The organism is Staphylococcus sp. EG-SA-10, from assembly GCF_017151945.1.
In the GTDB taxonomy this organism is placed as follows: Bacteria; Bacillota; Bacilli; order Staphylococcales; family Staphylococcaceae; genus Staphylococcus; species Staphylococcus aureus.
The window spans coordinates 94,641-119,560 of the sequence record NZ_JACVZJ010000006.1 but is presented as its reverse complement, the minus strand read 5'-3'; the positions used below and the strand labels follow the sequence as shown (position 1 = coordinate 119,560).

Annotated in this window: 20 protein-coding genes and 1 pseudogene; 17 read left to right on the top strand and 4 right to left on the bottom strand. The window is 32.8% G+C overall.

Annotated elements, in window-relative coordinates; genetic code table 11:
* Positions 1-176: 176 nt before the first annotated feature.
* A complete protein-coding gene (gene msrC / locus IDG45_RS06985; protein WP_000207596.1) occupies positions 177-641 on the bottom strand; it encodes a free L-methionine (R)-S-oxide reductase MsrC in 465 nt (154 codons plus the stop codon).
* 136 nt (positions 642-777) lie between these two features.
* Between msrC and ezrA the strand changes: the two genes are divergently transcribed.
* From ezrA to IDG45_RS06950, 7 genes are all read left to right on the top strand, one after another.
* Entirely contained in the window at positions 778-2,472 is a 1,695-nt protein-coding gene (gene ezrA / locus IDG45_RS06980; protein ID WP_000244865.1) for a septation ring formation regulator EzrA, read from the top strand.
* Positions 2,473-2,800: 328 nt separating this feature from the next.
* Positions 2,801-3,949: a cysteine desulfurase family protein gene (locus IDG45_RS06975; protein WP_072357848.1), complete on the top strand. Its 1,149-nt coding sequence runs from the start codon at positions 2,801-2,803 to the stop codon at positions 3,947-3,949.
* Positions 3,949-5,172, top strand: a complete 1,224-nt coding sequence (thiI, locus tag IDG45_RS06970) for a tRNA uracil 4-sulfurtransferase ThiI (protein WP_000872665.1) — start codon at positions 3,949-3,951, stop codon at positions 5,170-5,172. Before IDG45_RS06975 ends, thiI begins: the two co-directional genes overlap by 1 nt.
* 43 nt (positions 5,173-5,215) lie before the next feature.
* Positions 5,216-5,986 carry a sulfite exporter TauE/SafE family protein gene (locus IDG45_RS06965; protein ID WP_000365322.1) on the top strand — a complete coding sequence of 257 codons (771 nt, stop codon included), beginning with the start codon at positions 5,216-5,218 and terminating at the stop codon, positions 5,984-5,986.
* 97 nt (positions 5,987-6,083) lie between these two features.
* Entirely contained in the window at positions 6,084-6,578 is a 495-nt protein-coding gene (gene tpx, locus IDG45_RS06960) for a thiol peroxidase (protein WP_000136257.1), read from the top strand.
* A 122-nt stretch (positions 6,579-6,700) separates the two neighbouring features.
* Positions 6,701-7,648: a class I SAM-dependent methyltransferase gene (locus IDG45_RS06955; RefSeq protein WP_000840571.1), complete on the top strand. Its 948-nt coding sequence runs from the start codon at positions 6,701-6,703 to the stop codon at positions 7,646-7,648.
* An 87-nt stretch (positions 7,649-7,735) separates the two neighbouring features.
* The gene (locus tag IDG45_RS06950; protein WP_000040069.1) at positions 7,736-8,938 is read left to right on the top strand and encodes an acetate kinase; all 1,203 of its coding nucleotides are present in this window, start codon (positions 7,736-7,738) and stop codon (positions 8,936-8,938) included.
* Positions 8,939-9,183: 245 nt separating this feature from the next.
* On the opposite strand, the gene IDG45_RS06945 is transcribed toward IDG45_RS06950, so the two are convergent.
* On the bottom strand, positions 9,184-9,684 hold the full coding sequence (locus tag IDG45_RS06945; protein ID WP_000634175.1) for a universal stress protein: 501 nt from the start codon (positions 9,682-9,684) through the stop codon (positions 9,184-9,186).
* 140 nt (positions 9,685-9,824) lie between these two features.
* Here IDG45_RS06945 and ald point away from each other — a divergent pair, with 140 nt between their 5' ends.
* Both ald and IDG45_RS06935 read left to right on the top strand, forming a co-directional pair.
* Positions 9,825-10,943: an alanine dehydrogenase gene (gene ald / locus IDG45_RS06940; RefSeq protein WP_000689995.1), complete on the top strand. Its 1,119-nt coding sequence runs from the start codon at positions 9,825-9,827 to the stop codon at positions 10,941-10,943.
* 123 nt (positions 10,944-11,066) lie between these two features.
* A pseudogene (locus IDG45_RS06935) lies at positions 11,067-11,179 on the top strand (hypothetical protein).
* 78 nt (positions 11,180-11,257) lie between these two features.
* Here IDG45_RS06935 and IDG45_RS06930 read toward each other — a convergent pair.
* The gene (locus tag IDG45_RS06930; protein WP_000161654.1) at positions 11,258-12,313 is read right to left on the bottom strand and encodes a M24 family metallopeptidase; all 1,056 of its coding nucleotides are present in this window, start codon (positions 12,311-12,313) and stop codon (positions 11,258-11,260) included.
* A 174-nt stretch (positions 12,314-12,487) separates the two neighbouring features.
* On the opposite strand from IDG45_RS06930, the gene IDG45_RS06925 reads away from it, so the two are divergent.
* Positions 12,488-13,177 carry a metal-dependent hydrolase gene (locus IDG45_RS06925; RefSeq protein WP_000777192.1) on the top strand — a complete coding sequence of 230 codons (690 nt, stop codon included), beginning with the start codon at positions 12,488-12,490 and terminating at the stop codon, positions 13,175-13,177.
* 387 nt (positions 13,178-13,564) lie between these two features.
* Here the strand turns inward: IDG45_RS06925 and IDG45_RS06920 are convergent, their stop codons facing one another.
* A complete protein-coding gene (locus IDG45_RS06920) occupies positions 13,565-13,978 on the bottom strand; it encodes a universal stress protein (RefSeq protein WP_000277602.1) in 414 nt (137 codons plus the stop codon).
* 204 nt (positions 13,979-14,182) lie between these two features.
* Between IDG45_RS06920 and IDG45_RS06915 the strand changes: the two genes are divergently transcribed.
* The 7 genes from IDG45_RS06915 to pfkA all read left to right on the top strand — a co-directional run bounded on the left by IDG45_RS06915 (position 14,183) and on the right by pfkA (position 24,899).
* Complete coding sequence (locus IDG45_RS06915) at positions 14,183-15,481, top strand: CBS domain-containing protein (protein ID WP_000160435.1); 1,299 nt, start codon at positions 14,183-14,185, stop codon at positions 15,479-15,481.
* Between the two features lie 344 nt (positions 15,482-15,825).
* Positions 15,826-16,767: a pApA hydrolase Pde2 gene (gene pde2 / locus IDG45_RS06910; protein ID WP_000626082.1), complete on the top strand. Its 942-nt coding sequence runs from the start codon at positions 15,826-15,828 to the stop codon at positions 16,765-16,767.
* 20 nt (positions 16,768-16,787) lie between these two features.
* Positions 16,788-19,985, top strand: a complete 3,198-nt coding sequence (locus tag IDG45_RS06905; RefSeq protein ID WP_000226939.1) for a DNA polymerase III subunit alpha — start codon at positions 16,788-16,790, stop codon at positions 19,983-19,985.
* Between the two features lie 451 nt (positions 19,986-20,436).
* Positions 20,437-21,666, top strand: coding sequence for an NADP-dependent malic enzyme (ystJ, locus tag IDG45_RS06900; protein ID WP_000058379.1), 1,230 nt, complete (start codon positions 20,437-20,439; stop codon positions 21,664-21,666).
* Between the two features lie 194 nt (positions 21,667-21,860).
* The gene (gene accD / locus IDG45_RS06895) at positions 21,861-22,718 is read left to right on the top strand and encodes an acetyl-CoA carboxylase, carboxyltransferase subunit beta (protein ID WP_000471571.1); all 858 of its coding nucleotides are present in this window, start codon (positions 21,861-21,863) and stop codon (positions 22,716-22,718) included.
* The gene (locus tag IDG45_RS06890) at positions 22,718-23,662 is read left to right on the top strand and encodes an acetyl-CoA carboxylase carboxyltransferase subunit alpha (RefSeq protein ID WP_000883646.1); all 945 of its coding nucleotides are present in this window, start codon (positions 22,718-22,720) and stop codon (positions 23,660-23,662) included. Before accD ends, IDG45_RS06890 begins: the two co-directional genes overlap by 1 nt.
* A gap of 268 nt (positions 23,663-23,930) precedes the next feature.
* On the top strand, positions 23,931-24,899 hold the full coding sequence (gene pfkA, locus IDG45_RS06885; RefSeq protein WP_000717561.1) for a 6-phosphofructokinase: 969 nt from the start codon (positions 23,931-23,933) through the stop codon (positions 24,897-24,899).
* Positions 24,900-24,920: the final 21 nt, after the last annotated feature.

The window sequence follows — 24,920 nt, the reverse complement described above, 5'->3', positions numbered from 1 at the left end:
TAAGATATATTGTTTTATGTGTCTTCACCTTATAGCGACAGTTACGTGACACGTCCGCATTGGGAACAACATAGCGCTCAATAATATACAACTGCTACTTTCGTTAATTCACACAAAGTTTATTGTAACATTTTCCTGCTAACTGTCAACACTTTATTGAAAATGCTGATGTCCTTTTATGCGAGTTGCTTTTCAATAATTTTAACAATTGCTTCAAGATGTTCCTTGTCATTGTCATCAAATCGATCCGTTATAGGGGCATCGATATCTAAGACACCGATAATTTTATCATCTTTGAAAATTGGAACGACAATTTCAGACTTACTATTAGCATCACAAGCGATATGTCCTGCGAATTGATGGACATCAGCTACAACTTGTGTACGACGTTCTGAAACGGCTGTACCACATACACCTTTTCCAATTGGAATGTGGACACAAGCTGGGTGTCCTTGGAAAGGTCCAAGTATAAGTTCATTTTGTTCCAATAAGTAAAAGCCGACCCAATTAATTTGATCTAGATTATCATTTAATAAGGCAGACATGTTACTTAAAATAGCAATCATGTAATGTTCATCTTCAATAAGGCTTGCTGCTTGTTTCTTTAATAATGTGTAGTTTGTTGGCTTAATTGTTGTCATATTTAAAACCTCTTATTTTCATAGATTTTATAATAGTATAGAATTTCGAAAATATTATGGCAATAAATTCATTTTATAATTTATCCTTAAGCAAAATTACGTTATAATAGTAATGATAAATTAGGAGGAGAAGCATATGGTGTTATATATCATTTTGGCAATAATTGTGATTATATTGATTGCTGTAGGTGTATTATTCTATTTACGTTCAAATAAACGACAAATTATTGAAAAAGCAATCGAACGTAAAAATGAAATTGAGACGTTACCTTTTGATCAAAACCTTGCACAATTATCTAAGTTGAATTTAAAAGGTGAAACAAAAACGAAATACGATGCAATGAAAAAGGACAACGTAGAAAGTACAAATAAGTATCTAGCTCCTGTGGAAGAAAAAATCCATAATGCTGAGGCTTTATTAGATAAATTTAGTTTCAACGCATCTCAAAGTGAAATTGATGATGCAAATGAGTTGATGGATAGTTACGAACAAAGCTATCAGCAACAATTAGAAGATGTAAATGAAATTATTGCGTTATACAAAGATAATGATGAATTATATGACAAATGTAAGGTTGATTATCGTGAAATGAAACGTGATGTTTTAGCAAATCGTCATCAATTTGGTGAGGCAGCAAGTCTTCTTGAAACTGAAATTGAAAAATTCGAGCCAAGGTTAGAGCAATATGAAGTACTAAAAGCTGATGGTAATTATGTACAAGCGCACAACCATATAGCTGCCTTGAATGAACAAATGAAACAGCTAAGATCTTATATGGAAGAAATACCAGAATTAATTAGAGAAACTCAAAAAGAATTACCTGGTCAATTCCAAGATTTAAAATATGGTTGCCGTGATCTTAAAGTTGAAGGGTATGATCTGGATCACGTAAAAGTAGACAGTACATTACAAAGCTTAAAAACAGAGCTTAGTTTCGTTGAACCATTAATTAGCCGCTTAGAATTAGAAGAAGCTAATGATAAACTAGCTAATATCAATGATAAGTTAGATGACATGTATGATTTAATTGAACATGAAGTTAAAGCTAAAAATGATGTCGAAGAAACAAAAGATATCATTACGGATAACTTATTCAAAGCTAAAGACATGAATTATACATTGCAAACAGAAATTGAATATGTACGTGAAAACTACTATATAAATGAATCTGATGCTCAAAGTGTTCGTCAATTTGAAAATGAAATTCAAAGTTTAATTTCTGTATATGATGATATTTTAAAAGAAATGTCTAAATCTGCTGTACGATATAGCGAGGTTCAGGATAATTTACAATATTTAGAAGATCATGTCACAGTTATTAATGACAAACAAGAAAAGCTACAAAATCATCTGATTCAATTGCGTGAAGATGAAGCAGAAGCAGAAGACAATCTGCTACGAGTACAATCGAAGAAAGAAGAAGTGTATCGTCGATTACTTGCTTCTAACTTAACAAGCGTTCCTGAAAGGTTTATCATCATGAAAAATGAAATTGATCATGAAGTTCGTGATGTTAACGAACAATTTAGTGAACGTCCAATACACGTTAAACAGTTAAAAGATAAAGTGTCTAAAATTGTGATTCAAATGAATACATTTGAAGATGAAGCAAATGATGTTCTTGTTAATGCTGTTTATGCAGAGAAATTAATTCAATATGGAAATAGATATCGTAAGGACTATAGCAATGTTGATAAGAGCTTAAATGAAGCTGAACGATTATTTAAAAATAATCGCTATAAGCGTGCGATTGAAATAGCAGAGCAAGCTCTTGAAAGTGTTGAGCCAGGTGTCACTAAACATATTGAAGAAGAAGTTATTAAGCAATAGCATTTATTAAACTTAATCGTATTTTACGAAGTGATAGGAGTTAGCCAACTGTATGTTGTCTAGCTTCTTTTTTTATATGGATATATGATAGGGAGAATCAATTTAGCAATCGTTTAAAGATAAATGTCATTCAATGTGATCGTTGAATTAATGTAGGTAGCAAAAATGCGTCGTTCCACAGCTGTATGCATAGAGTGAAATAGTTCAATTCTTATTAAAATGGGTGGAAAAATGATTAATTTTTGTTATAGCCTTTATTTTTTATGTGATAATAGTATAATGCTTGAGTAAAAACAATTTTAAAAGATTGATGATTAATGAAAGAGAAGTGTTTATTTTGATATATCTAGATAATGCGGCAACGACGAAAGCATTTGAAGAAGTGTTAGATACTTATTTAAAAGTAAATCAATCAATGTATTATAATCCGAATAGTCCGCATAAAGCTGGTTTGCAAGCAGATCAATTATTACAGCAAGCAAAAGTTCAAATAAATGATATGGTCAATACTAATATGACATATGATGTTGTTTTCACTAGTGGTGCAACGGAATCTAACAATATCGCGCTTAAAGGTGTGGCTTATCGTAAATTTGATACAGCAAGAGAAATAATTACATCTGTTTTAGAACATCCGTCTGTTTTAGAAGTTGTCAGATATTTGGAAGAGCGCGAAGGCTTTAAAGTTAAATATGTTGATGTAACAAAAGATGGCACGATTGATTTGCAACATTTTAACGATTTAATGTCCGATAAAGTCGGTTTAGTAACATGTATGTATGTAAATAATGTAACAGGTCAAATTCAACCCATTCCACAAATGGCTGAAGTTATAAAAAATTATCCTAAAGCACATTTTCATGTAGATGCGGTTCAAGCGTTCGGCAAAATTTCAATGGATTTCAATAACGTAGATAGCGTGAGTTTAAGTGGCCACAAATTTAATGGGTTAAAAGGTCAAGGCGTCTTACTTGTTAATCATATTCAAAATATTGAGCCAATCATTCAAGGTGGCGGTCAAGAGTATGGTGTTAGAAGTGGTACAGTCAATTTGCCAAATGATATTGCTATGGTTAAAGCGATGAAAATGGCAAGTGAACGTCGCGACGCACTATATCATTTTGTTTCAGATTTAAATGTAAATCTGCGTCAATTTTTAAGCCAATATCAAGGTGTTTATATTAATTCATCCGCTTCAGGTTCTCCTTTTGTTTTAAACATTAGTTTTCCTGGTGTAAAAGGTGAAGTGTTAGTCAATGCATTTTCAAAATACGATATTATGATTTCTACAACAAGTGCTTGCTCATCAAAACGTAATAAATTAAATGAAGTATTGGCTGCAATGGGATTATCAGACAAGTCTATTGAAGGTAGTATAAGATTATCATTTGGGGCTACTACAACTAAAGAAGATATAGCAAGGTTTAAAGAAATATTTATCATCATTTATGAGGAAATTAAGGAGTTGCTAAAATAATGAAGTATGATCACTTGCTTGTTAGATACGGGGAGTTAACATTAAAGGGTTCAAATAGAAAGAAATTTGTAAATCAATTAAGAAATAATGTAAATAAGTCATTAAAAGGACTTGATGGGTTTGTCGTTAAAGGCAAACGAGATCGTATGTATATTGAACTTGAAGACCATGCAGATATAAATGAAATAACATATCGATTATCAAAAATTTTCGGTATTAAATCTATTAGTCCGGTATTAAAAGTAGAAAAAACATTAGAGGCAATGAGTGCAGCGGCAATTAAATTTGCGCAGCAATTTGAAGAAAACAGCACATTTAAAATTGATGTGAAGCGTGCCGATAAAAATTTCCCAATGGATACGTATGAATTACAACGTGAATTGGGTGGTGCAGTATTGAAGCACTTCGACAATATTTCAGTGAATGTTAAACGACCAGATCATGAAATTAGAGTAGAAGTTAGATTAGATGCAATTTATATGTATGAAGAAGTGGTAGCTGGTGCTGGTGGTTTACCAGTAGGTACAGGTGGTAAAACGTTGCTAATGCTTTCAGGAGGCATAGACTCACCAGTTGCTGGAATGGAAGTGATGAGACGTGGTGTAACAATTGAAGCGATTCATTTCCATAGTCCACCATTTACAAGTGATCAAGCAAAAGAAAAAGTTATTGAATTGACACGTATTTTAGCTGAACGTGTTGGACCAATTAAATTGCATATTGTACCATTTACAGAATTGCAAAAACAGGTAAATAAAGTTGTACATCCAAGATATACAATGACTTCAACGAGACGTATGATGATGCGTGTTGCTGATAAATTAGTACATCAAATAGGGGCTTTAGCTATTGTAAATGGTGAAAACCTAGGGCAGGTAGCCAGTCAAACACTTCATAGCATGTATGCAATTAATAATGTAACGTCTACCCCTGTATTACGTCCTTTATTAACTTACGATAAAGAAGAAATTATTATTAAATCGAAAGAAATTGGTACATTTGAAACATCTATTCAACCATTTGAAGATTGTTGTACAATTTTCACCCCTAAAAATCCAGTAACCGAACCAAACTTTGATAAGGTAGTTCAATATGAAAGTGTCTTTGATTTTGAAGAGATGATTAATCGTGCTGTTGAAAATATTGAAACACTTGAAATAACTAGTGATTATAAAACTATTAAAGAACAGCAAACAAACCAATTAATAAACGACTTTTTATAAATAAAATCCTAGAGTAAATTTAAACATAAGGGGATGTTAAACTATGGATTTGAACTTAACGATGATTATAATCATAATTTTATTTGGTTTTATCGCGGCGTTTATAGATTCGGTTGTAGGGGGTGGCGGTTTAATTTCTACGCCAGCATTATTAGCAATCGGTCTACCACCATCTGTGGCTTTAGGTACAAATAAATTGGCAAGTTCATTTGGTTCTTTAACTAGTACGATAAAGTTTATAAGGTCCGGTAAAGTGGACTTATATGTTGTTGCCAAATTATTTGGTTTTGTATTTTTGGCATCTGCATGTGGAGCATATATTGCAACGATGGTTCCGTCACAAATATTGAAACCTTTAATCATTATTGCACTTTCGTCGGTGTTTATATTCACATTACTTAAAAAAGATTGGGGCAATACACGTACGTTTACTCAATTTACATTTAAGAAAGCCATACTATTTGCAGCACTTTTTATATTAATCGGCTTTTATGATGGATTTGTAGGTGGGGGAACAGGTTCATTTATGCTTTTTGTATTGTTAGTCTTTGGTTTTGATTTTTTAAGTGCTGCAGGAAATGCTAAAGTTTTGAACTTTGCTTCTAATATAGGTGCGCTTGTATTATTTATGGTATTAGGACAAGTAGATTATGTAATAGGTTTAATTATGGCTTCAAGCATGATTGCTGGGTCATATACTGGGGCTCATTTTGCTATCAAACAAGGTGTTGGCTATGTAAAAGTATTATTTATTATTATTACTGCGATTTTAATTTTAAAAAATGCTTTTGATTATATTCAACAATTTGTATAAAATTAAATTTGCTTTTGATTAAAGCATGAAAATTGTAATCAAACCATAAATTGTCGTATGATGTAGTTAGAATTTTAAAATGCAGGAGGTCAAGTATATGACTGAAATAACATTCAAAGGTGGACCAATCCACTTAAAAGGTCAACAAATTAATGAAGGTGATTTTGCACCTGATTTTACAGTGTTAGATAATGACTTAAATCAAGTAACATTAGCAGATTATGCTGGTAAAAAGAAATTAATTAGTGTGGTACCATCAATTGATACAGGTGTTTGTGATCAGCAGACTCGCAAATTCAACTCTGAAGCTTCTAAAGAAGAGGGGATTGTGCTTACAATCTCAGCAGACTTACCATTCGCACAAAAAAGATGGTGCGCTTCAGCAGGTTTAGACAATGTCATTACATTAAGTGACCACCGTGACTTATCATTTGGTGAAAACTATGGCGTTGTTATGGAAGAACTTCGCTTATTAGCTCGTGCAGTATTTGTATTAGATGCAGATAATAAAGTGGTTTATAAAGAAATCGTTAGTGAAGGTACTGATTTCCCAGATTTTGATGCTGCTTTAGCTGCATACAAAAATATTTAATCATTAAAGAGATAAATCTTAAAATGTATACATCGTGTCCATCGTTGTCAACAGCATTAAAATAGAATTGTTTTCTATGATTGCTAAGACCTATGGGCACTTTTTATTGGAGAGGGACGAATATGGCAGAACAACAAACAATTATGGAACGCTTGTTTCATACATTAGATGAAAAAGCTAAAACATTAAATAATGAAAATGGCCAAAGTTTTATTGAAAATCTTGGACTAGCAATGGAACAAGTATATACCAATGAAAGAGGATTGTTAGAACAATCGACGTTACAAGATCGACGTAAAGCATTCCAATTTGCATATTTAAGTTTAATGCAGGAAGAAAAGATACAAGCAAATCATCAAATTACACCAGATTCAATTGGCTTGATACTAGGATTTTTAGTTGAGCGTTTTATGAACAACCAAGAAGAATTACATATTGTTGATATTGCAAGTGGTGCCGGTCATTTAAGTGCTACTGTAAAAGAAGTGTTACCTGAAATTGCGGTTATGCATCATTTAATTGAAGTTGATCCAGTTTTATCACGTGTTAGTGTACATTTAGCAAACTTCTTAGAAATTCCTTTCGATGTGTATCCTCAAGATGCCATTATGCTACTACCATTAGAAGAAGCAGATATCGTTATTGGTGATTTTCCAGTAGGCTATTATCCAATTGATGAAAGAAGTAAGGAGTTTAAGCTAGGTTTCGAAGAAGGACATAGTTATTCACATTATTTATTAATAGAACAAGCAATAAATGCATTAAAAGATGCTGGATATGCCTTTCTAGTGGTACCAAGTAATATTTTTACAGGCGAACATGTAAAACAGCTTGAAAAATATATTGCAACAGAGACAGAGATGCAAGCATTTTTAAATTTACCACCAACTTTATTTAAAAATGAAAAAGCGCGAAAATCTATATTAATTTTACAAAAGAAAAAATCGGGTGAAACAAAGCCAGTTGAAGTATTATTGGCAAATATTCCTGATTTCAAAAATCCTTCACAATTTCAAGGATTTATGACAGAGTTAAATCAGTGGATGGACACAAATCGTCCTAAAAAATAATCTGTAATAGTATAGTCATAAAACTGTATGAATGATAAAATGAGAAATGAAATAGTATAAAAAGCAAACGATGGAGGATCATTACTTATGTCAAAATTAATCTTGGCTATCAATGCTGGTAGTTCATCATTAAAATTTCAATTAATTAGAATGCCTGAAGAGGAATTAGTAACAAAAGGTTTAGTAGAAAGAATCGGATTGAAGGATTCAATTTTTACAATTGAAGTCAACGGGGAAAAAGTTAAAACAGTACAAGATATCAAGGATCACGTTGAGGCAGTTGATATCATGTTGGATGCTTTTAAAGCGCACAATATTATTAATGATATTAACGATATCGATGGAACAGGTCACCGTGTTGTACATGGTGGTGAAAAATTCCCTGAATCAGTAGCTATTACTGATGAGGTTGAAAAGGAAATTGAAGAATTAAGCGAATTAGCACCGCTTCACAACCCAGCTAACTTGATGGGTATTCGTGCTTTCCGTAAATTATTACCAAATATCCCTCATGTGGCAATTTTTGATACAGCATTCCATCAAACAATGCCTGAAAAAGCATATCTATATAGCTTGCCATATCATTATTATAAAGATTATGGCATTCGTAAGTATGGTTTCCATGGTACAAGTCATAAATTTGTATCACAAAGAGCGGCAGAAATGTTAGATAAGCCAATTGAAGATTTACGTATTATTTCATGTCACATTGGTAATGGTGCATCAATTGCAGCTATCGATGGCGGTAAATCTATTGATACATCAATGGGCTTCACACCACTTGCTGGTGTAACAATGGGTACTCGTTCTGGTAATATTGACCCTGCTTTAATTCCATTTATTATGGAAAAAACAGGTAAAACTGCTGAACAAGTATTGGAAATCTTAAACAAAGAATCAGGTTTATTAGGATTATCAGGTACATCTAGTGATTTACGTGACTTATCAGAAGAAGCTGAATCAGGTAAAGCACGTTCACAAATGGCTTTAGATGTATTTGCTTCTAAAATTCACAAATATATTGGATCATATGCTGCGAGAATGCATGGTGTTGATGTTATCGTATTTACAGCAGGTATCGGTGAAAACTCAGTAGAAATTCGTGCGAAAGTTCTTGAAGGCTTAGAATTTATGGGTGTTTATTGGGATCCTAAGAAAAATGAAAACTTACTACGTGGTAAAGAAGGATTTATTAACTATCCTCATTCACCAGTTAAAGTTGTCGTTATTCCAACAGATGAAGAAAGTATGATTGCCCGTGATGTTATGACATTCGGTGGTTTAAAATAATTTTTTAATAAATATTAAGCGTCTATCTCCGCTACAATTATATGTAGGAGGTAGACGCTTTTTGTATTGTTTGAAAATTAACTAGTGTAATGTCTCTTTTCACGAATATCTTAAAAAATTAAGTAGTCGAAGAAGATTATGAAAACATTATTAAATGAGTTTTATTTATAAACAATAAAAAACCAAGTGCAGACAGTTGCACTTGGTTCATAATAATCAAGTAGTTATCTAATGATCATCTATATTTAATTTTGATATTTTTCACGTAATTGAGTTGTTGCAACTTGTGGTTGGAAGTCTGCTGGTAACTCTTCAGTACGAACAACTAACACGTCACATGGTGCATGACGAACGATAGATTCTGATACAGAACCAACAATAAATCTTTCCACAGCATTTAAGCCTGATGTACCACTCATAATCAAGTCTGCATTAATTTCATGTGCAAGCTTTTTAGGAATGATAGATTTAGGAGAGCCAAACTCTAGACGCGTTTCTACATCTTTAACACCAGCGTTAGTAGCTACTTCTTTATAACCATTTAATAATTCTTCTGCAAAATGCTTAGATTTTTCAGTAAATTGAGCATCATAAACTTCATAAGAAGAATATGTTCTTGAATCAATTACATTCACAATTGTTAACTTCGCATCGTTACGTTTAGCAACACCAACTGCTCTGTTAAATGCCCATTCCGCTTCATGTGAACCGTCAACTGCGATTAAAATATTTTTGTAAGTAATCATAGTAAGTGCCTCCTTGTTCTTTCTTAATTATATTTTACCACAATTTTCGGAAAAGTCAGTGTAATAACCTTTACAATTTTGTGGATTTTTGATTGCGCTTTCAAAATGTTCGCGTTAAGATGATTATGGAGGTGGATGGTATGAAAATTGGTATACCAAGGGAGATTAAAAATAATGAAAATCGTGTTGGTTTATCACCAAGTGGTGTGCACGCTTTAGTAGAAAGTGGGCATACTGTTTTAGTGGAAACAAATGCGGGTTCAGGATCGTTCTTTGAAGATGTAGATTACAAAGAAGCAGGTGCTGAGATTGTTGCTGAACAAGCAAAAGTTTGGGATGTGGATATGGTTATTAAAGTTAAAGAACCACTTGAATCTGAATATCCATATTTTAAAGAAGGGCTTGTATTATTCACTTATCTTCATTTAGCAAATGAAGATAAATTAACACAAGCTTTGATAGATAGAAAAGTAATTAGTATTGCATATGAGACTGTGCAGTTACCAGACCGATCTTTACCATTGTTATCACCAATGAGTGAGGTAGCAGGAAGAATGTCAGCTCAAGTTGGCGCAGAGTTCCTACAAAAACTAAATGGTGGTATGGGAATTCTACTAGGTGGCGTTCCAGGAGTACCTAAAGGTAAAGTAACTATTATCGGTGGTGGTCAAGCAGGAACAAATGCAGCTAAAATTGCACTAGGACTAGGTGCAGATGTTACGATTTTAGATGTTAATCCAAAGCGTTTACAACAATTAGATGATTTATTCGGTGGACGTGTACATACAATTATGTCAAATCCGTTGAATATTGAGTTGTATGTTAAACAAAGTGATTTAGTAATAGGTGCAGTTTTAATTCCAGGTGCTAAAGCGCCAAGACTTGTAACAGAAGACATGATTAAACAAATGAAAAATGGGTCAGTTATTATTGACATTGCTATTGATCAAGGCGGTATTTTTGAAACAACTGATAAAATTACGACACATGATGATCCTACATATATTAAGCATGGTGTGGTTCATTATGCAGTTGCAAATATGCCAGGTGCAGTACCGCGTACTTCGACGTTAGCTTTAAATAATGCTACGCTACCTTATGCGCTCATGCTAGCTAATAAAGGGTATAGAGAAGCATTTAAATCAAATCAACCATTATCATTAGGTTTAAATACTTACAAAGGTCATGTAACCAATAAAGGCGTTGCAGAGGCATTTGAAATGGAATATAAATCTGTAGAAGAAGCATTACAATTATAATTTGAATTTAATGAAAAGGGAATGGATTACAGCGTACTAAAAAATGACGTTATCATCTCCTTGGTTATTAAAATTAAATAATGATAAATTAAAGCTAGAAACAATGCGAAGAAATCATCGAACATGAATGATATTGATTTGATTCATTACATGTTATTGATGAACAACCTGCATATGTGTTTCTAGCTTGTTTGTTATATATTGCATTTAGACTTGGACAAAAATTTATGTCCTAGGCGCTACAATGTTGTATTGGCAGTGTTTGACTGAATGAGAATGCGCTTGTAACAAGCTTTTCATTTTTGTCCCACTCCTTATTTTTCGTAATGTGTTAATACTTCAAATCCTTCATTAGTGACAAGTATGTCATCTTCAATTCTTACACCTGCAACACCAGGTACATAAATACCTGGTTCGATTGTAATAACCATGCCAGCTTCTAACAAATTAGAATTAGTACTTGAAACATCTTGATATTCATGTTCCTGTAATCCTAGACCATGACCTAAGCGATGAGGGAAATATTCACCATAACCTTTTTCTGAAATAATATTTCTAGCGATATGATCGATATCTTTTAAAGGTATTCCAGGTTTAATTGCTTGGATTGCAGATGTTTCTGCTTCTAATACAATATTATAAATTTCTTGTGCTTCTTTGTTAGGTTCACCAAATTTAATGGTACGTGTCATATCGCTACAATAATGCTCATAAATTACACCTAAATCAAATAGTACATACTCATTGCTTTTTAATCTGCGATCTCCTGGTGTGCCATGGGGTGATGCGGCATGATCTCCAAATAAAACCATCGTATCAAAACTCATTTCATTGACGCCATATTGTTTGATAGTTTGCTCAATATGGTTGACTACTTCACGTTCAGTCACACCTTCTTTTAAATAAGAAACACCTATTTCGATACACTTATCTGCTAACTCAGCAGCTTTACGTATTTTGCTAATTTCATCTTCGGATTTAATATTTCTCAATTGTTTGATTGTTAAATCAATATCTCCGAATGAATTGACATTGAAACCAGAGATTAATTGTTTTTGGCGTGCTACTGTTAAGTGCTCGCTTTCAATTAGTAATTTATTGATTGTTTGAGGATAAAGTGAAAAAGGATTTTCAGTGTCTAAATATCCAACGATTTCACCTGTGAAAGGTGATGCTTTGACTTCTTCGACTTCCATTTTTGGACAAAATAGTACTTGTTTACCATCTTTTTTAATCAATAATGCAAATAATCTTTCATGGGGTTCGCTACGGTATCCAGTAAAATAATATACATTCAACGGTGTTGTAATCCATGCTGCATCAGCTTGTTGATTGTTCAGTTCGTCTATTATTTTTGATATTTTTGTCATTTTATAAACACTCCTCAACATAATATTACTTACATTTTATGCCAATTATTATTAGATTTCAAAATCGAGCTAATACATTAACTAGATTTTCAATTTTTAAAATTTGAGAATTTGTTATAATTAAGTGGCAAAAGGGTACTAAATTTATATAGCAATTGATAGGAGGATGCTCAAATGAAGTTATCATTTCATGGTCAATCAACGATTTATTTAGAAGGGAACAATAAAAAGGTTATCGTAGATCCGTTTATTTCAAATAACCCTAAGTGTGATTTGAATATTGAAACAGTGCAGGTAGACTATATCGTTTTAACGCACGGTCATTTTGATCACTTTGGTGATGTTGTGGAACTAGCAAAGAATACAGGAGCAACAGTAATTGGAAGTGCAGAAATGGCTGACTATCTTTCTTCATATCACGGTGTTGAAAATGTTCATGGTATGAATATTGGTGGTAAAGCAAACTTTGATTTCGGAAGCGTTAAATTTGTTCAAGCATTTCATAGTTCAAGTTTTACACATGAAAATGGTATTCCAGTTTATTTAGGTATGCCAATGGGTATCGTGTTTGAAGTTGAAGGAAAAACAATTTATCATACTGGTGATACAGGTCTGTTTAGTGACATGTCACTTATTGCGAAACGTCATCCAGTTGATGTATGTTTTGTACCAATCGGAGATAATTTTACGATGGGTATTGATGATGCAAGTTATGCTATTAATGAATTTATTAAACCAAAAATTTCTGTGCCGATTCATTATGATACATTCCCATTAATCGAACAAGATCCACAACAATTTAAAGATGCTGTTAATGTAGGGGACGTGCAAATTTTAAAACCAGGTGAATCTGTTCAGTTTTAAATAGAATATAGATTTTACACTAAAAAACACCTCGCTAATCTATGTGGAAGTTATCGTCCGCATATTTTTAGTGAGTGTTTTTATATTCTACTGATCTTGTAAGCTGACTTTTCCGTCAGCTTCTATGTTGGGGCCCAGCCCAACTTGCATTGTCTGTAGAATTTCTTTTCGAAATTCTACATGTTGGGGCCCCATAGTCAACTCCTGCTGGGTTATGATGTTGATTATGTTTTTGGTTCAAAATGGTTTTGTTTGATACAAGTTGTTGGTTAGATAGTGAATAATATAAAAAATCCAGAACCACAGTCATAATCATTTCTTGTGTTTACTCAGTCGTTTGAGACTGCATCATGATTGAAAGATTATTTGTGATTCTGGATAAAAATTTTATTTAACGATTAATACAGGGATAGTCGCACGTTTTGCTACTTTGTGGCTGACACTTCCAAGTACAAATTTCTTTTTGTCTTCTGCTTTACGGTTACTTAAAACAACAATTTCGTATTTACCGCTATTAGCATGTTTTAATAGTTCTTCTTTTGCATTACCACGAACAATTATTTGGTCATAATCAATACCATAATCTTCTAAAGCTTTGCGTGTTTTTTCCAATCGCTTGCTTCGTTCTTCAGTAAGTTTGTTTAAATGAACACCTGCTTTAATTGATGCTTGAGCATCTTGTTCGCTGATTGCGTTTAAAACTGTTACGACTGTACCTTCGCCAGCTAATTTAGACACTTCTTTTAGTGCTTTTTCATTTTTTAACTGAGTGTCTACACCAAGTAATATATTTTTATACATTAGTACATCCCTCCTCACTTACATTCTAATAAATAATAATGGATTTTTCCATTTAAAATTAAAGATTTTGTGATCTTTGTGTTTGTTGTATATTTTCAAAAAATAAAATAGGTGAAACGATCATTATTTCATTTCACTTCAATGCTTTTTATCCAAAATAAAGTTATAATGTAGTTAATACTGTTCGAAAAGAAGAGGTAAAGAATGACAAAACATGAACAAATTTTAGATTATATTGAATCGTTATCTATAGGCTCTAAAATTTCGGTGCGTAAAATCGCTAAATTTTTAAACGTATCCGAAGGGACAGCATATCGTGCAATTAAAGATGCTGATAAAATGGGCATGGTCGCAACGATAGATCGTGTTGGTACGGTTCGAATCGAAAAACGTAATCGTAATGAAATTGAACATTTAACTTTTAATGAAATTGTCAATATTATTGATGGCCAAGTGTTAGGTGGCAACAAAGGTATCACTAAGATGGTATCTAAATTTGCAATTGGAGCAATGGAACTCAAAGATATTTTAAAGTATATTGGTCCAAAGACATTATTGATTGTCGGAAATCGCGAAGATGTGCAGATTGAAGCTTTAAAAAGAGGCACGGCTATATTAATTACTGGTGGATTTAAGCCATCTAATAAAGTTATTAATTTTGCGAATGAACATGATTTACCTGTTCTATCATCAAGTTATGATACATTCCTAGTTGCAAATATTATCAACAAAGCACTTTTTAATCAGAAAATACGAAAAGATATCTTAATAGTTCAAGATATAATGACGCCATTAGATGATTTATCTGTGCTGTTTGATACGATGAAAATAGCAGATTATAAGCGTATGGCGAATCGAACTGGCCATACAAGGTTTCCGGTAGTCAATGAGTCTTATAAATTAGTAGGTATTGTAACAAGTAGAGAGATGATTAATACAAAGGACGACGACGAAATAGATAAAGTGATGACGCGAAATCCTATTTATGTAAATGCTATGAGTACAGTAGCAAGTTGTGCGCATATGATGATTTGGGAAGGTATTGAATTGATTCCTGTCGTTTCGAGTAATAAAAAGACAGTGGGTGTGATTAATAGACAAGATGTTTTAAAATCTATGCAACTTTTAGGAAGACAGCCTCAAATGGGTGAAACAATTAACGATCAAATCGCCAAATATATAACAATGAATCAAGATGGAATTACAGTAGAAGTTTCACCGCTGTTAATCAATCACTACGGAACAGTAAGTAAAGCGGCATTTGTAAGTATTATAGAAGAAACAATACAATATGAAATGCGTAAATTTAAAAAAGGTAATGTCATGATAGAGAATTTAAATATCGTGTATATTAAAACAGTACCTATTGAATCACATATAACAGTGCGCTTTGGCATACTAGACGTCGGAAGAAACTTCGCCAAAATAGAAGTGAACATGCATAGTCAAAACGACAAAGTAGCGAGCGCTCTCGTGATATGCCAAATGTTTGACGAAGTATAGGAACTTAGCAGAGAAAATAGACATAAGATAGATTTTACACAAATGTTGGGGCCCCACCCCAACTTGCATTGTCTGTAGAAATTGGGGACCCAATTTCTCTGTGTTGGGGCCCCGGAATTAAAAAGCTTGTTATATGTGTATTTTTTATTTGGTCAACTGTTGCTAATATAATATTGATTGATGTCCTATACTCGTTATGAACTAAATAGTATGGAAATATATATATCTAAATAATTAAAACGGGCAAATAGTTTAATATGGTAGTAACAATTTTTATAATTTAGATATTTTGATATAGACTAATGCTTAAATTAAGCAACTTTTCTAAAAAAGGGAGTATGAAAATGATTAGTACTTTGAATGAAATTATGAAATGTATCGAAGACAACGATACAATTATTATACACAGACATGTTAGACCAGATCCTGATGCATATGGTTCACAACTTGGTTTAAAATACTATATTCAGCAGAAATTTCCACAAAAGCAAGTATTTGCAGTGGGTGAAGCGGAATCATCATTAAGCTTTATTGGAGAGTTAGATAACATTGATGATAAAACATATCAAGATGCGCTTGTAATTGTATGTGATACTGCCAATGCTCCACGAATTGACGATGAACGTTATAGTACAGGTAGTAAACTTATTAAAATAGATCATCATCCTGCAGTTGATCAGTATGGTGATATTAATTTAGTTAATACGAACGCGTCATCTACAAGTGAAATCATTTACGATTTAATCTCACATTTTAATGATGAAGCAATTGTTAATAAAGATATCGCGAGTGTTTTATACCTTGGTATCGTCGGTGATACTGGGCGATTCCTTTTTAACAATACCTCAGAACATACTATGGAAATTGCTGGAAAGTTAATTGGGCATGATATTGATCATAATGCGCTTTTAAATAAAATGATGGAGAAGGATCCAAAAATGTTGCCGTTTCAAGGTTATGTTTTACAACATTTCGAACTTATGGATGATGGATTCTGCCAAGTTAAAATAACTGAAGATGTATTGGAGCAATTCGGTATTCAGCCAAATGAAGCATCTCAGTTTGTTAATACAATTGCTGACATCAAAGGTTTGAAAATATGGGTGTTTGCAGTTGATGAGGGTAGTGAAATAAGATGTCGCTTACGCTCTAAAGGGCAATTGATTATTAATGATATTGCGCAAGATTTTGGTGGCGGTGGTCATCCGAATGCGTCAGGAGTTTCAGTGAACAGCTGGGATGAATTTGAGCAACTTGCTACAGCTTTACGCACAAAACTTAACTAATAGAAAGGAGCCATTCAATCATGGTGGCATATTTAAATATTCATACGGCTTATGATTTGTTAAATTCAAGCTTAAAAATAGAAGATGCCGTAAGACTTGCTGTGTCTGAAAATGTTGAAGCACTTGCCATAACTGACACCAATGTATTGTATGGTTTTCCTAAATTTTATGATGCATGTATAGCAAATAACATTAAACCGATTTTTGGTATGACAATATATGTGACAAACGGTTTAAACACTATTGAAACCGTTGTTTTAGCAAAAGATAATAATGGGTTGAAGGATTTATATCAACTTTCATCGAAAATAAAAATGAATTCAATGGAAAATGTTTCATTTGAACTATTGCAACAATTTTCATCGAATTTGATTATCATTTTTAAAAATGTTGCAGACGAACATCGTGACATTGTTCAAGTTTTTGATTCGCATGAAGATACGTATTTAGATCATCAAAGTGTTTTAGTTCAGGGGATAAAGCACGTATGGATTCAAAATGTTTGTTACCAAACACGTCAAGATGCCGATACGATTTCTGCATTAGCAGCTATTAGAGACAATACAAAATTAGACTTAATTCATGATCAAGAAGATTTTGGTGCACATTTTTTAACTGAAAAGGAAATTAAACAATTAGATATTAACCAAGAATATTTAACGCAGGTTGATGTTATAGCTCAAAAGTGTAATGCAGAATTAAAATATCATCAATCTCTACTTCCTCAATATCAGACACCTAACGATGAATCGGCTAAAAAATATTTGTGGCGTGTCTTAGTTACACAATTAAAAAAATTAGAACTTAATTATGACGTCTATTTAGAGCGATTGAAATATGAGTATAAAGTTATTACTAATATGGGTTTTGAAGATTATTTCTTAATAGTAAGTGATTTAATCCATTATGCGAAAACGAATGATGTGATGGTAGGTCCAGGTCGTGGTTCTTCAGCTGGCTCACTGGTCAGTTATTTACTAGGTATTACAACGATTGATCCTATTAAATTCAATCTATTATTTGAACGTTTTTTAAACCCAGAACGTGTAACAATGCCTGATATAGATATTGACTTTGAAGATACACGCCGAGAAAGGGTTATTCAGTACGTCCAAGAAAAATATGGCGAACTACATGTATCTGGAATTGTGACTTTCGGTCATCTGCTTGCAAGAGCGGTTGCTAGAGATGTTGGACGAATTATGGGGTTTGATGAAGTTACATTAAATGAAATTTCAAGTTTAATCCCACATAAATTAGGAATTACACTTGATGAGGCATATCAAATTGACGATTTTAAAAAGTTTGTACATCGAAACCATCGACATGAACGCTGGTTCAGTATTTGTAAAAAGTTAGAAGGTTTACCAAGACATACATCTACACATGCGGCAGGAATTATTATTAATGACCATCCATTATATGAATATGCCCCTTTAACGAAAGGGGATACAGGATTATTAACGCAATGGACAATGACTGAAGCCGAACGTATTGGTTTATTAAAAATAGATTTTCTAGGGTTGAGAAACTTATCGATTATTCATCAAATCTTGACACAAGTCAAAAAAGATTTAGGTATTAATATTGATATCGAAAAAATTCCGTTTGATAATCAAAAAGTGTTTGAATTGTTGTCGCAAGGAGATACGACTGGCATATTCCAATTAGAGTCTGACGGTGTAAGAAGTGTATTAAAAAAATTAAAGCCGGAACACTTTGAAGATATTGTTGCTGTAACTTCTTTGTATAGACCAGGTCCAATGGAAGAAATTCCAACTTACATTACAAGAAGACATGATCCAAGCAAAGTTCAATATTTACATCCACATTTAGAACCTATATTAAAAAATACTTACGGTGTTATTATTTATCAAGAGCAAATTATGCAAATAGCGAGCACATTTGCAAACTTCAGTTATGGTGAAGCGGATATTTTAAGAAGAGCAATGAGTAAAAAAAATAGAGCTGTTCTTGAAAGTGAGCGGCAACACTTTATAGAAGGTGCAAAGCAAAATGGTTATCACGAAGACATTAGTAAGCAAATATTTGATTTGATTCTGAAATTTGCTGATTATGGTTTTCCTAGAGCACATGCTGTCAGCTATTCTAAAATTGCATACATTATGAGCTTTTTAAAAGTCCATTATCCAAATTATTTTTACGCAAATATTTTAAGTAATGTTATTGGAAGTGAGAAGAAAACTGCTCAAATGATAGAAGAAGCAAAAAAACAAGGTATCACTATATTGCCACCGAACATTAACGAAAGTCATTGGTTTTATAAACCTTCCCAAGAAGGCATTTATTTATCAATTGGTACAATTAAAGGTGTAGGTTATCAAAGTGTGAAAGTGATTGTTGATGAACGTTATCAAAATGGCAAATTTAAAGATTTCTTTGATTTTGCTAGACGTATACCGAAGAGAGTCAAAACGAGAAAGTTACTTGAAGCACTGATTTTAGTGGGAGCGTTTGATGCTTTTGGTAAAACACGTTCAACGTTGTTGCAAGCTATTGATCAAGTGTTGGATGGTGATTTAAACATTGAACAAGATGGTTTTTTATTTGATATTTTAACGCCAAAACAGATGTATGAAGATAAAGAAGAATTGCCTGATGCACTTATTAGTCAGTATGAAAAAGAATATTTAGGATTTTATGTTTCGCAACACCCAGTAGATAAAAAGTTTGTTGCCAAACAATATTTAACGATATTTAAATTGAGTAACGCACAGAATAATAAGCCTATATTAGTACAGTTTGATAAAGTTAAACAAATTCGAACTAAAAATGGTCAAAATATGGCATTCGTCACATTAAATGATGGCATCGAAACTTTAGATGGTGTGATTTTCCCTAATCAGTTTAAAAAGTACGAAGAGTTGTTATCACATAATGACTTGTTTATAGTCAGTGGGAAATTTGACCATAGAAAGCAACAACGTCAATTAATTATAAATGAGATTCAGACATTAGCCACCTTTGAAGAACAAAAATTAGCATTTGCCAAACAAATTATAATTAGAAATAAATCACAAATAGATATGTTTGAAGAGATGATTAAAGCTACGAAAGAGAATGCTAATGATGTTGTGTTATCCTTTTATGATGAAACGATTAAACAAATGACTACTTTAGGCTATATTAATCAAAAAGATAGTATGTTTAATAATTTTATACAATCCTTTAACCCTAGTGATATTAGGCTTATATAACTTTTATCAACTAATAAATTATGATATAGTAAACTGATGGTTAGATATTTTTTAACCATCAGTTTGCGTTTATATTAGTTTTTTATGCTTATTATTTTTATGAGTTTCACTATACATTATTGATTAATCCATAAGAATAATTAGCACAAAAAGCAGTATACATAAATTGAGTAAAGAATTTTGTCGATATATCGTACGAAAAAATAATAACTTTTTGATATATTGGTTTTTGCTATCCATTATAATAATTAAAGGTATATCTTTAGATAGTATGGTTTAATGTATCTTTAAAAATATTATTTTATTATCGTTTATCGCTATTTGTGTTACATAATCAAAACCATAAATTCTTACTCATTCAGATTTACCCAATATTTTTACTTTTATAATGTAATGCGTTTTATCCAAGTTATTTTTTAAAAAAATAAATATTGAATTAGGGGCTGATTTCATGTCATTAAGAGATGAAGCATTGGAAATGCACAAACGTAATCAAGGTAAATTAGAAGTTAAACCAAATGTAAAAGTTACTAATAAAGAGGAATTAAGTTTAGCATACTCACCTGGCGTTGCTGAACCGTGTAAAGATATATATGAAGATAAAAGAAAAGTGTATGATTACACAATTAAAGGAAATACAGTTGCAGTTATTACTGATGGAACAGCGGTATTAGGTTTAGGTAACATTGGACCTGAAGCAAGTATTCCTGTAATGGAAGGTAAAGCAGTATTATTCAAAAGCTTCGCTGGTATCAATGGGGTTCCTATTGCGTTAAATACAACTGATACCGAAGAAATCATTAAAACAGTTAAGTTGTTAGAACCTAATTATGGTGGTATTAATTTAGAGGATATTTCGGCACCACGTTGTTTTGAAATTGAAGAACGATTGAAAAAAGAAACTAATATTCCGGTATTCCATGACGATCAACATGGTACAGCAATTGTAACAATAGCAGGTTTGGTAAATGCATTGAGAGTTGTTAACAAAGATATTGCTAAAATAAAAGTTGTACTAAATGGTGCTGGTGCAGCAGGAATAGCCATTGTTAAATTACTATACGCGTATGGTGTAAGAAATATGGTTATGTGTGACTCAAGAGGCGCAATTTTTGAAGGACGTTCATATGGTATGAATCCTACGAAAGATGTTGTAGCTAAATGGACAAATAAAGATAAGATTGAAGGGTCTTTAGAAGAAGTCGTAAAAGACGCAGATGTATTTATTGGAGTTTCTGTAGCTAATGCGCTGTCACAAGATATGGTTAAGAGTATGGCAGATAATCCAATTATATTTGCAATGGCTAATCCAAATCCTGAAATAATACCTGATGATGCCAAAGCGGCAGGTGCACGAGTTGTTGGTACAGGACGTTCAGACTATCCTAACCAAATTAATAATGTATTAGCTTTCCCTGGTATTTTTAGAGGTGCATTAGAGGTTGAAGCTACACATATAAATGAAGAAATGAAAAAGGCAGCTGTAGAAGCGATTGCTGATTTAATCGATAGTTCTGAATTAAATGAAGACTACTGTATACCAGGACCGTTTGATAAACGTGTTGCGCCATCAGTTGCTCGTAATGTTGCTAAAGCGGCAATGGAATCTGGAGTAGCTAGGATTGAAGTTGATCCGCAAGATGTGTATGATAAAACAATGAAACTTACAGATTTACAATAAAAATAATTAACGTTTAATTAAATTGCTTAAAAGTTAGCAATAAAGAGTCATTAAAATGATGAAAATGAAAGTTTATGATAAACATTCAACAGTCAAACGAATATAAATCAAATAAATTTAAACCCGTTTTTAACTGGTCAAGTTCAGTTTAAGGCTCTAAATGGTTAGAACAGAGGTTATTTGGAGGTTTTCCTATGTTTAAAGATTTTTTTAATCGAACAAAGAAAAAGAAATATCTTACAGTACAAGACTCTAAAAATAATGATGTGCCTGCAGGTATTATGACTAAGTGTCCAAAGTGTAAGAAAATTATGTACACAAAAGAATTAGCTGAAAATTTAAATGTGTGCTTTAATTGTGATCATCATATTGCTTTAACTGCGTATAAACGTATAGAAGCAATTTCTGATGAAGGATCATTTACAGAATTCGATAAGGGAATGACCTCTGCGAATCCATTAGATTTTCCAAGTTATTTAGAAAAAATTGAAAAGGACCAACAAAAGACAGGTCTTAAAGAAGCAGTTGTGACTGGTACAGCACAACTAGATGGTATGAAATTTGGCGTTGCTGTCATGGATTCACGTTTTAGAATGGGAAGTATGGGATCGGTAATCGGTGAAAAGATATGTCGCATCATTGATTACTGCACTGAGAACCGTTTACCATTTATTCTTTTCTCTGCAAGTGGTGGTGCACGTATGCAAGAAGGTATTATTTCCTTGATGCAAATGGGTAAAACCAGTGTATCTTTAAAACGTCATTCTGACGCTGGACTATTATATATATCATATTTAACACATCCAACTACTGGTGGTGTATCTGCAAGTTTTGCATCAGTTGGTGATATAAATTTAAGTGAGCCAAAAGCGTTGATAGGTTTTGCAGGTCGTCGAGTTATAGAGCAGACAATAAACGAAAAATTGCCAGATGATTTCCAAACTGCAGAATTTTTATTAGAGCATGGACAATTGGACAAAGTTGTACATCGTAATGATATGCGTCAAACATTGTCTGAAATTCTAAAAATCCATCAAGAGGTGACTAAATAATGTTAGATTTTGAAAAACCACTTTTTGAAATTCGAAATAAAATTGAATCTTTAAAAGAATCTCAAGATAAAAATGATGTGGATTTACAAGAAGAAATTGACATGCTTGAAGCGTCATTGGAACGAGAAACTAAAAAAATATATACAAATTTAAAACCATGGGATCGTGTGCAAATTGCGCGTTTGCAAGAAAGACCTACGACCCTAGATTATATTCCATATATCTTTGATTCGTTTATGGAACTACATGGTGATCGTAATTTTAGAGATGATCCAGCAATGATTGGTGGTATTGGCTTTTTAAATGGTCGTGCTGTTACGGTTATTGGACAACAACGTGGAAAAGATACAAAAGATAATATTTATCGAAATTTTGGTATGGCGCATCCAGAAGGTTATCGAAAAGCATTACGTTTAATGAAACAAGCTGAAAAATTCAATCGTCCTATCTTTACATTTATAGATACAAAAGGTGCATATCCTGGTAAAGCTGCTGAAGAACGTGGACAAAGTGAATCTATCGCAACAAATTTGATTGAGATGGCTTCACTAAAAGTACCAGTTATTGCGATTGTCATTGGTGAAGGTGGCAGTGGAGGTGCTCTAGGTATTGGTATTGCCAATAAAGTATTGATGTTAGAGAATAGTACTTACTCTGTTATATCTCCTGAAGGTGCAGCGGCATTATTATGGAAAGACAGTAATTTGGCTAAAATTGCAGCTGAAACAATGAAAATTACTGCCCATGATATTAAGCAATTAGGTATTATAGATGATGTCATTTCTGAACCACTTGGCGGAGCACATAAAGATATTGAACAGCAAGCTTTAGCTATAAAATCAGCGTTTGTTGAACAGTTAGATTCACTTGAGTCATTATCACGTGATGAAATTGCTAATGATCGGTTTGAAAAATTCAGAAATATCGGTTCTTATATAGAATAATCAACTTGAGCATTTTTATGTTAAATCGATACTGGGTTTTACCATAAATTGAAGTACATTAGAACAATAATTTTATATTTAGATACTGAATTTTAACTAAGATTAGTAGTCAAAATTGTGGCTACTAATCTTTTTTTAATTAAGTTAAAATAAAATTCAATATTTAAAACGTTTACATCAATTCAATACATTAGTTTTGATGGAATGACATATCAATTTGTGGTAATTTAGAGTTAAAGATAAATCAGTTATAGAAAGGTATGTCGTCATGAAGAAAATTGCAGTTTTAACTAGTGGTGGAGATTCACCTGGAATGAATGCTGCCGTAAGAGCAGTTGTTCGTACAGCAATTTACAATGAAATTGAAGTTTATGGTGTGTATCATGGTTACCAAGGATTGTTAAATGATGATATTCATAAACTTGAATTAGGATCAGTTGGGGATACGATTCAGCGTGGAGGTACATTCTTGTATTCAGCAAGATGTCCAGAGTTTAAGGAGCAAGAAGTACGTAAAGTTGCAATCGAAAACTTACGTAAAAGAGGGATTGAGGGCCTTGTAGTTATTGGTGGTGACGGTAGTTATCGCGGTGCACAACGCATCAGTGAGGAATGCAAAGAAATTCAAACTATCGGTATTCCTGGTACGATTGACAATGATATCAATGGTACTGATTTTACAATTGGATTTGACACAGCATTAAATACGATTATTGGATTAGTCGACAAAATTAGAGATACTGCGTCAAGTCACGCACGAACATTTATCATTGAAGCAATGGGCCGTGATTGTGGAGATCTAGCATTATGGGCTGGATTATCAGTTGGTGCTGAGACAATTGTAGTTCCAGAAGTGAAAACAGATATTAAAGAAATAGCTGATAAAATTGAACAAGGTATTAAACGTGGTAAGAAACACTCAATCGTTCTTGTAGCAGAAGGTTGTATGACTGCGCAAGATTGTCAAAAAGAATTATCACAATACATCAATGTTGATAATAGAGTGTCTGTGTTAGGTCACGTTCAACGTGGTGGTAGCCCAACAGGTGCGGATAGAGTTTTAGCATCACGTTTAGGTGGATATGCGGTAGACTTATTAATGCAAGGTGAAACAGCTAAGGGTGTTGGAATTAAGAACAATAAAATTGTAGCAACATCTTTTGATGAAATTTTTGATGGTAAAGATCATAAATTTGATTATAGTCTATATGAACTTGCTAACAAGTTATCTATATAAGATTTCAGGAGGAATTATAAA

Excerpts from the sequence above, each read along its gene's own strand:
- msrC (WP_000207596.1), bottom strand. The coding sequence starts at position 641 with ATGACAACAATTAAGCCAACAAACTACACATTATTAAAGAAACAAGCA.
- ezrA (WP_000244865.1), top strand. The coding sequence starts at position 778 with ATGGTGTTATATATCATTTTGGCAATAATTGTGATTATATTGATTGCT.
- thiI (WP_000872665.1), top strand. The coding sequence starts at position 3,949 with ATGAAGTATGATCACTTGCTTGTTAGATACGGGGAGTTAACATTAAAG.
- IDG45_RS06965 (WP_000365322.1), top strand. The coding sequence starts at position 5,216 with ATGGATTTGAACTTAACGATGATTATAATCATAATTTTATTTGGTTTT.
- tpx (WP_000136257.1), top strand. The coding sequence starts at position 6,084 with ATGACTGAAATAACATTCAAAGGTGGACCAATCCACTTAAAAGGTCAA.
- IDG45_RS06955 (WP_000840571.1), top strand. The coding sequence starts at position 6,701 with ATGGCAGAACAACAAACAATTATGGAACGCTTGTTTCATACATTAGAT.
- IDG45_RS06950 (WP_000040069.1), top strand. The coding sequence starts at position 7,736 with ATGTCAAAATTAATCTTGGCTATCAATGCTGGTAGTTCATCATTAAAA.
- IDG45_RS06945 (WP_000634175.1), bottom strand. The coding sequence starts at position 9,684 with ATGATTACTTACAAAAATATTTTAATCGCAGTTGACGGTTCACATGAA.
- ald (WP_000689995.1), top strand. The coding sequence starts at position 9,825 with ATGAAAATTGGTATACCAAGGGAGATTAAAAATAATGAAAATCGTGTT.
- IDG45_RS06930 (WP_000161654.1), bottom strand. The coding sequence starts at position 12,313 with ATGACAAAAATATCAAAAATAATAGACGAACTGAACAATCAACAAGCT.
- IDG45_RS06925 (WP_000777192.1), top strand. The coding sequence starts at position 12,488 with ATGAAGTTATCATTTCATGGTCAATCAACGATTTATTTAGAAGGGAAC.
- IDG45_RS06920 (WP_000277602.1), bottom strand. The coding sequence starts at position 13,978 with ATGTATAAAAATATATTACTTGGTGTAGACACTCAGTTAAAAAATGAA.
- IDG45_RS06915 (WP_000160435.1), top strand. The coding sequence starts at position 14,183 with ATGACAAAACATGAACAAATTTTAGATTATATTGAATCGTTATCTATA.
- pde2 (WP_000626082.1), top strand. The coding sequence starts at position 15,826 with ATGATTAGTACTTTGAATGAAATTATGAAATGTATCGAAGACAACGAT.
- IDG45_RS06905 (WP_000226939.1), top strand. The coding sequence starts at position 16,788 with ATGGTGGCATATTTAAATATTCATACGGCTTATGATTTGTTAAATTCA.
- ystJ (WP_000058379.1), top strand. The coding sequence starts at position 20,437 with ATGTCATTAAGAGATGAAGCATTGGAAATGCACAAACGTAATCAAGGT.
- accD (WP_000471571.1), top strand. The coding sequence starts at position 21,861 with ATGTTTAAAGATTTTTTTAATCGAACAAAGAAAAAGAAATATCTTACA.
- IDG45_RS06890 (WP_000883646.1), top strand. The coding sequence starts at position 22,718 with ATGTTAGATTTTGAAAAACCACTTTTTGAAATTCGAAATAAAATTGAA.
- pfkA (WP_000717561.1), top strand. The coding sequence starts at position 23,931 with ATGAAGAAAATTGCAGTTTTAACTAGTGGTGGAGATTCACCTGGAATG.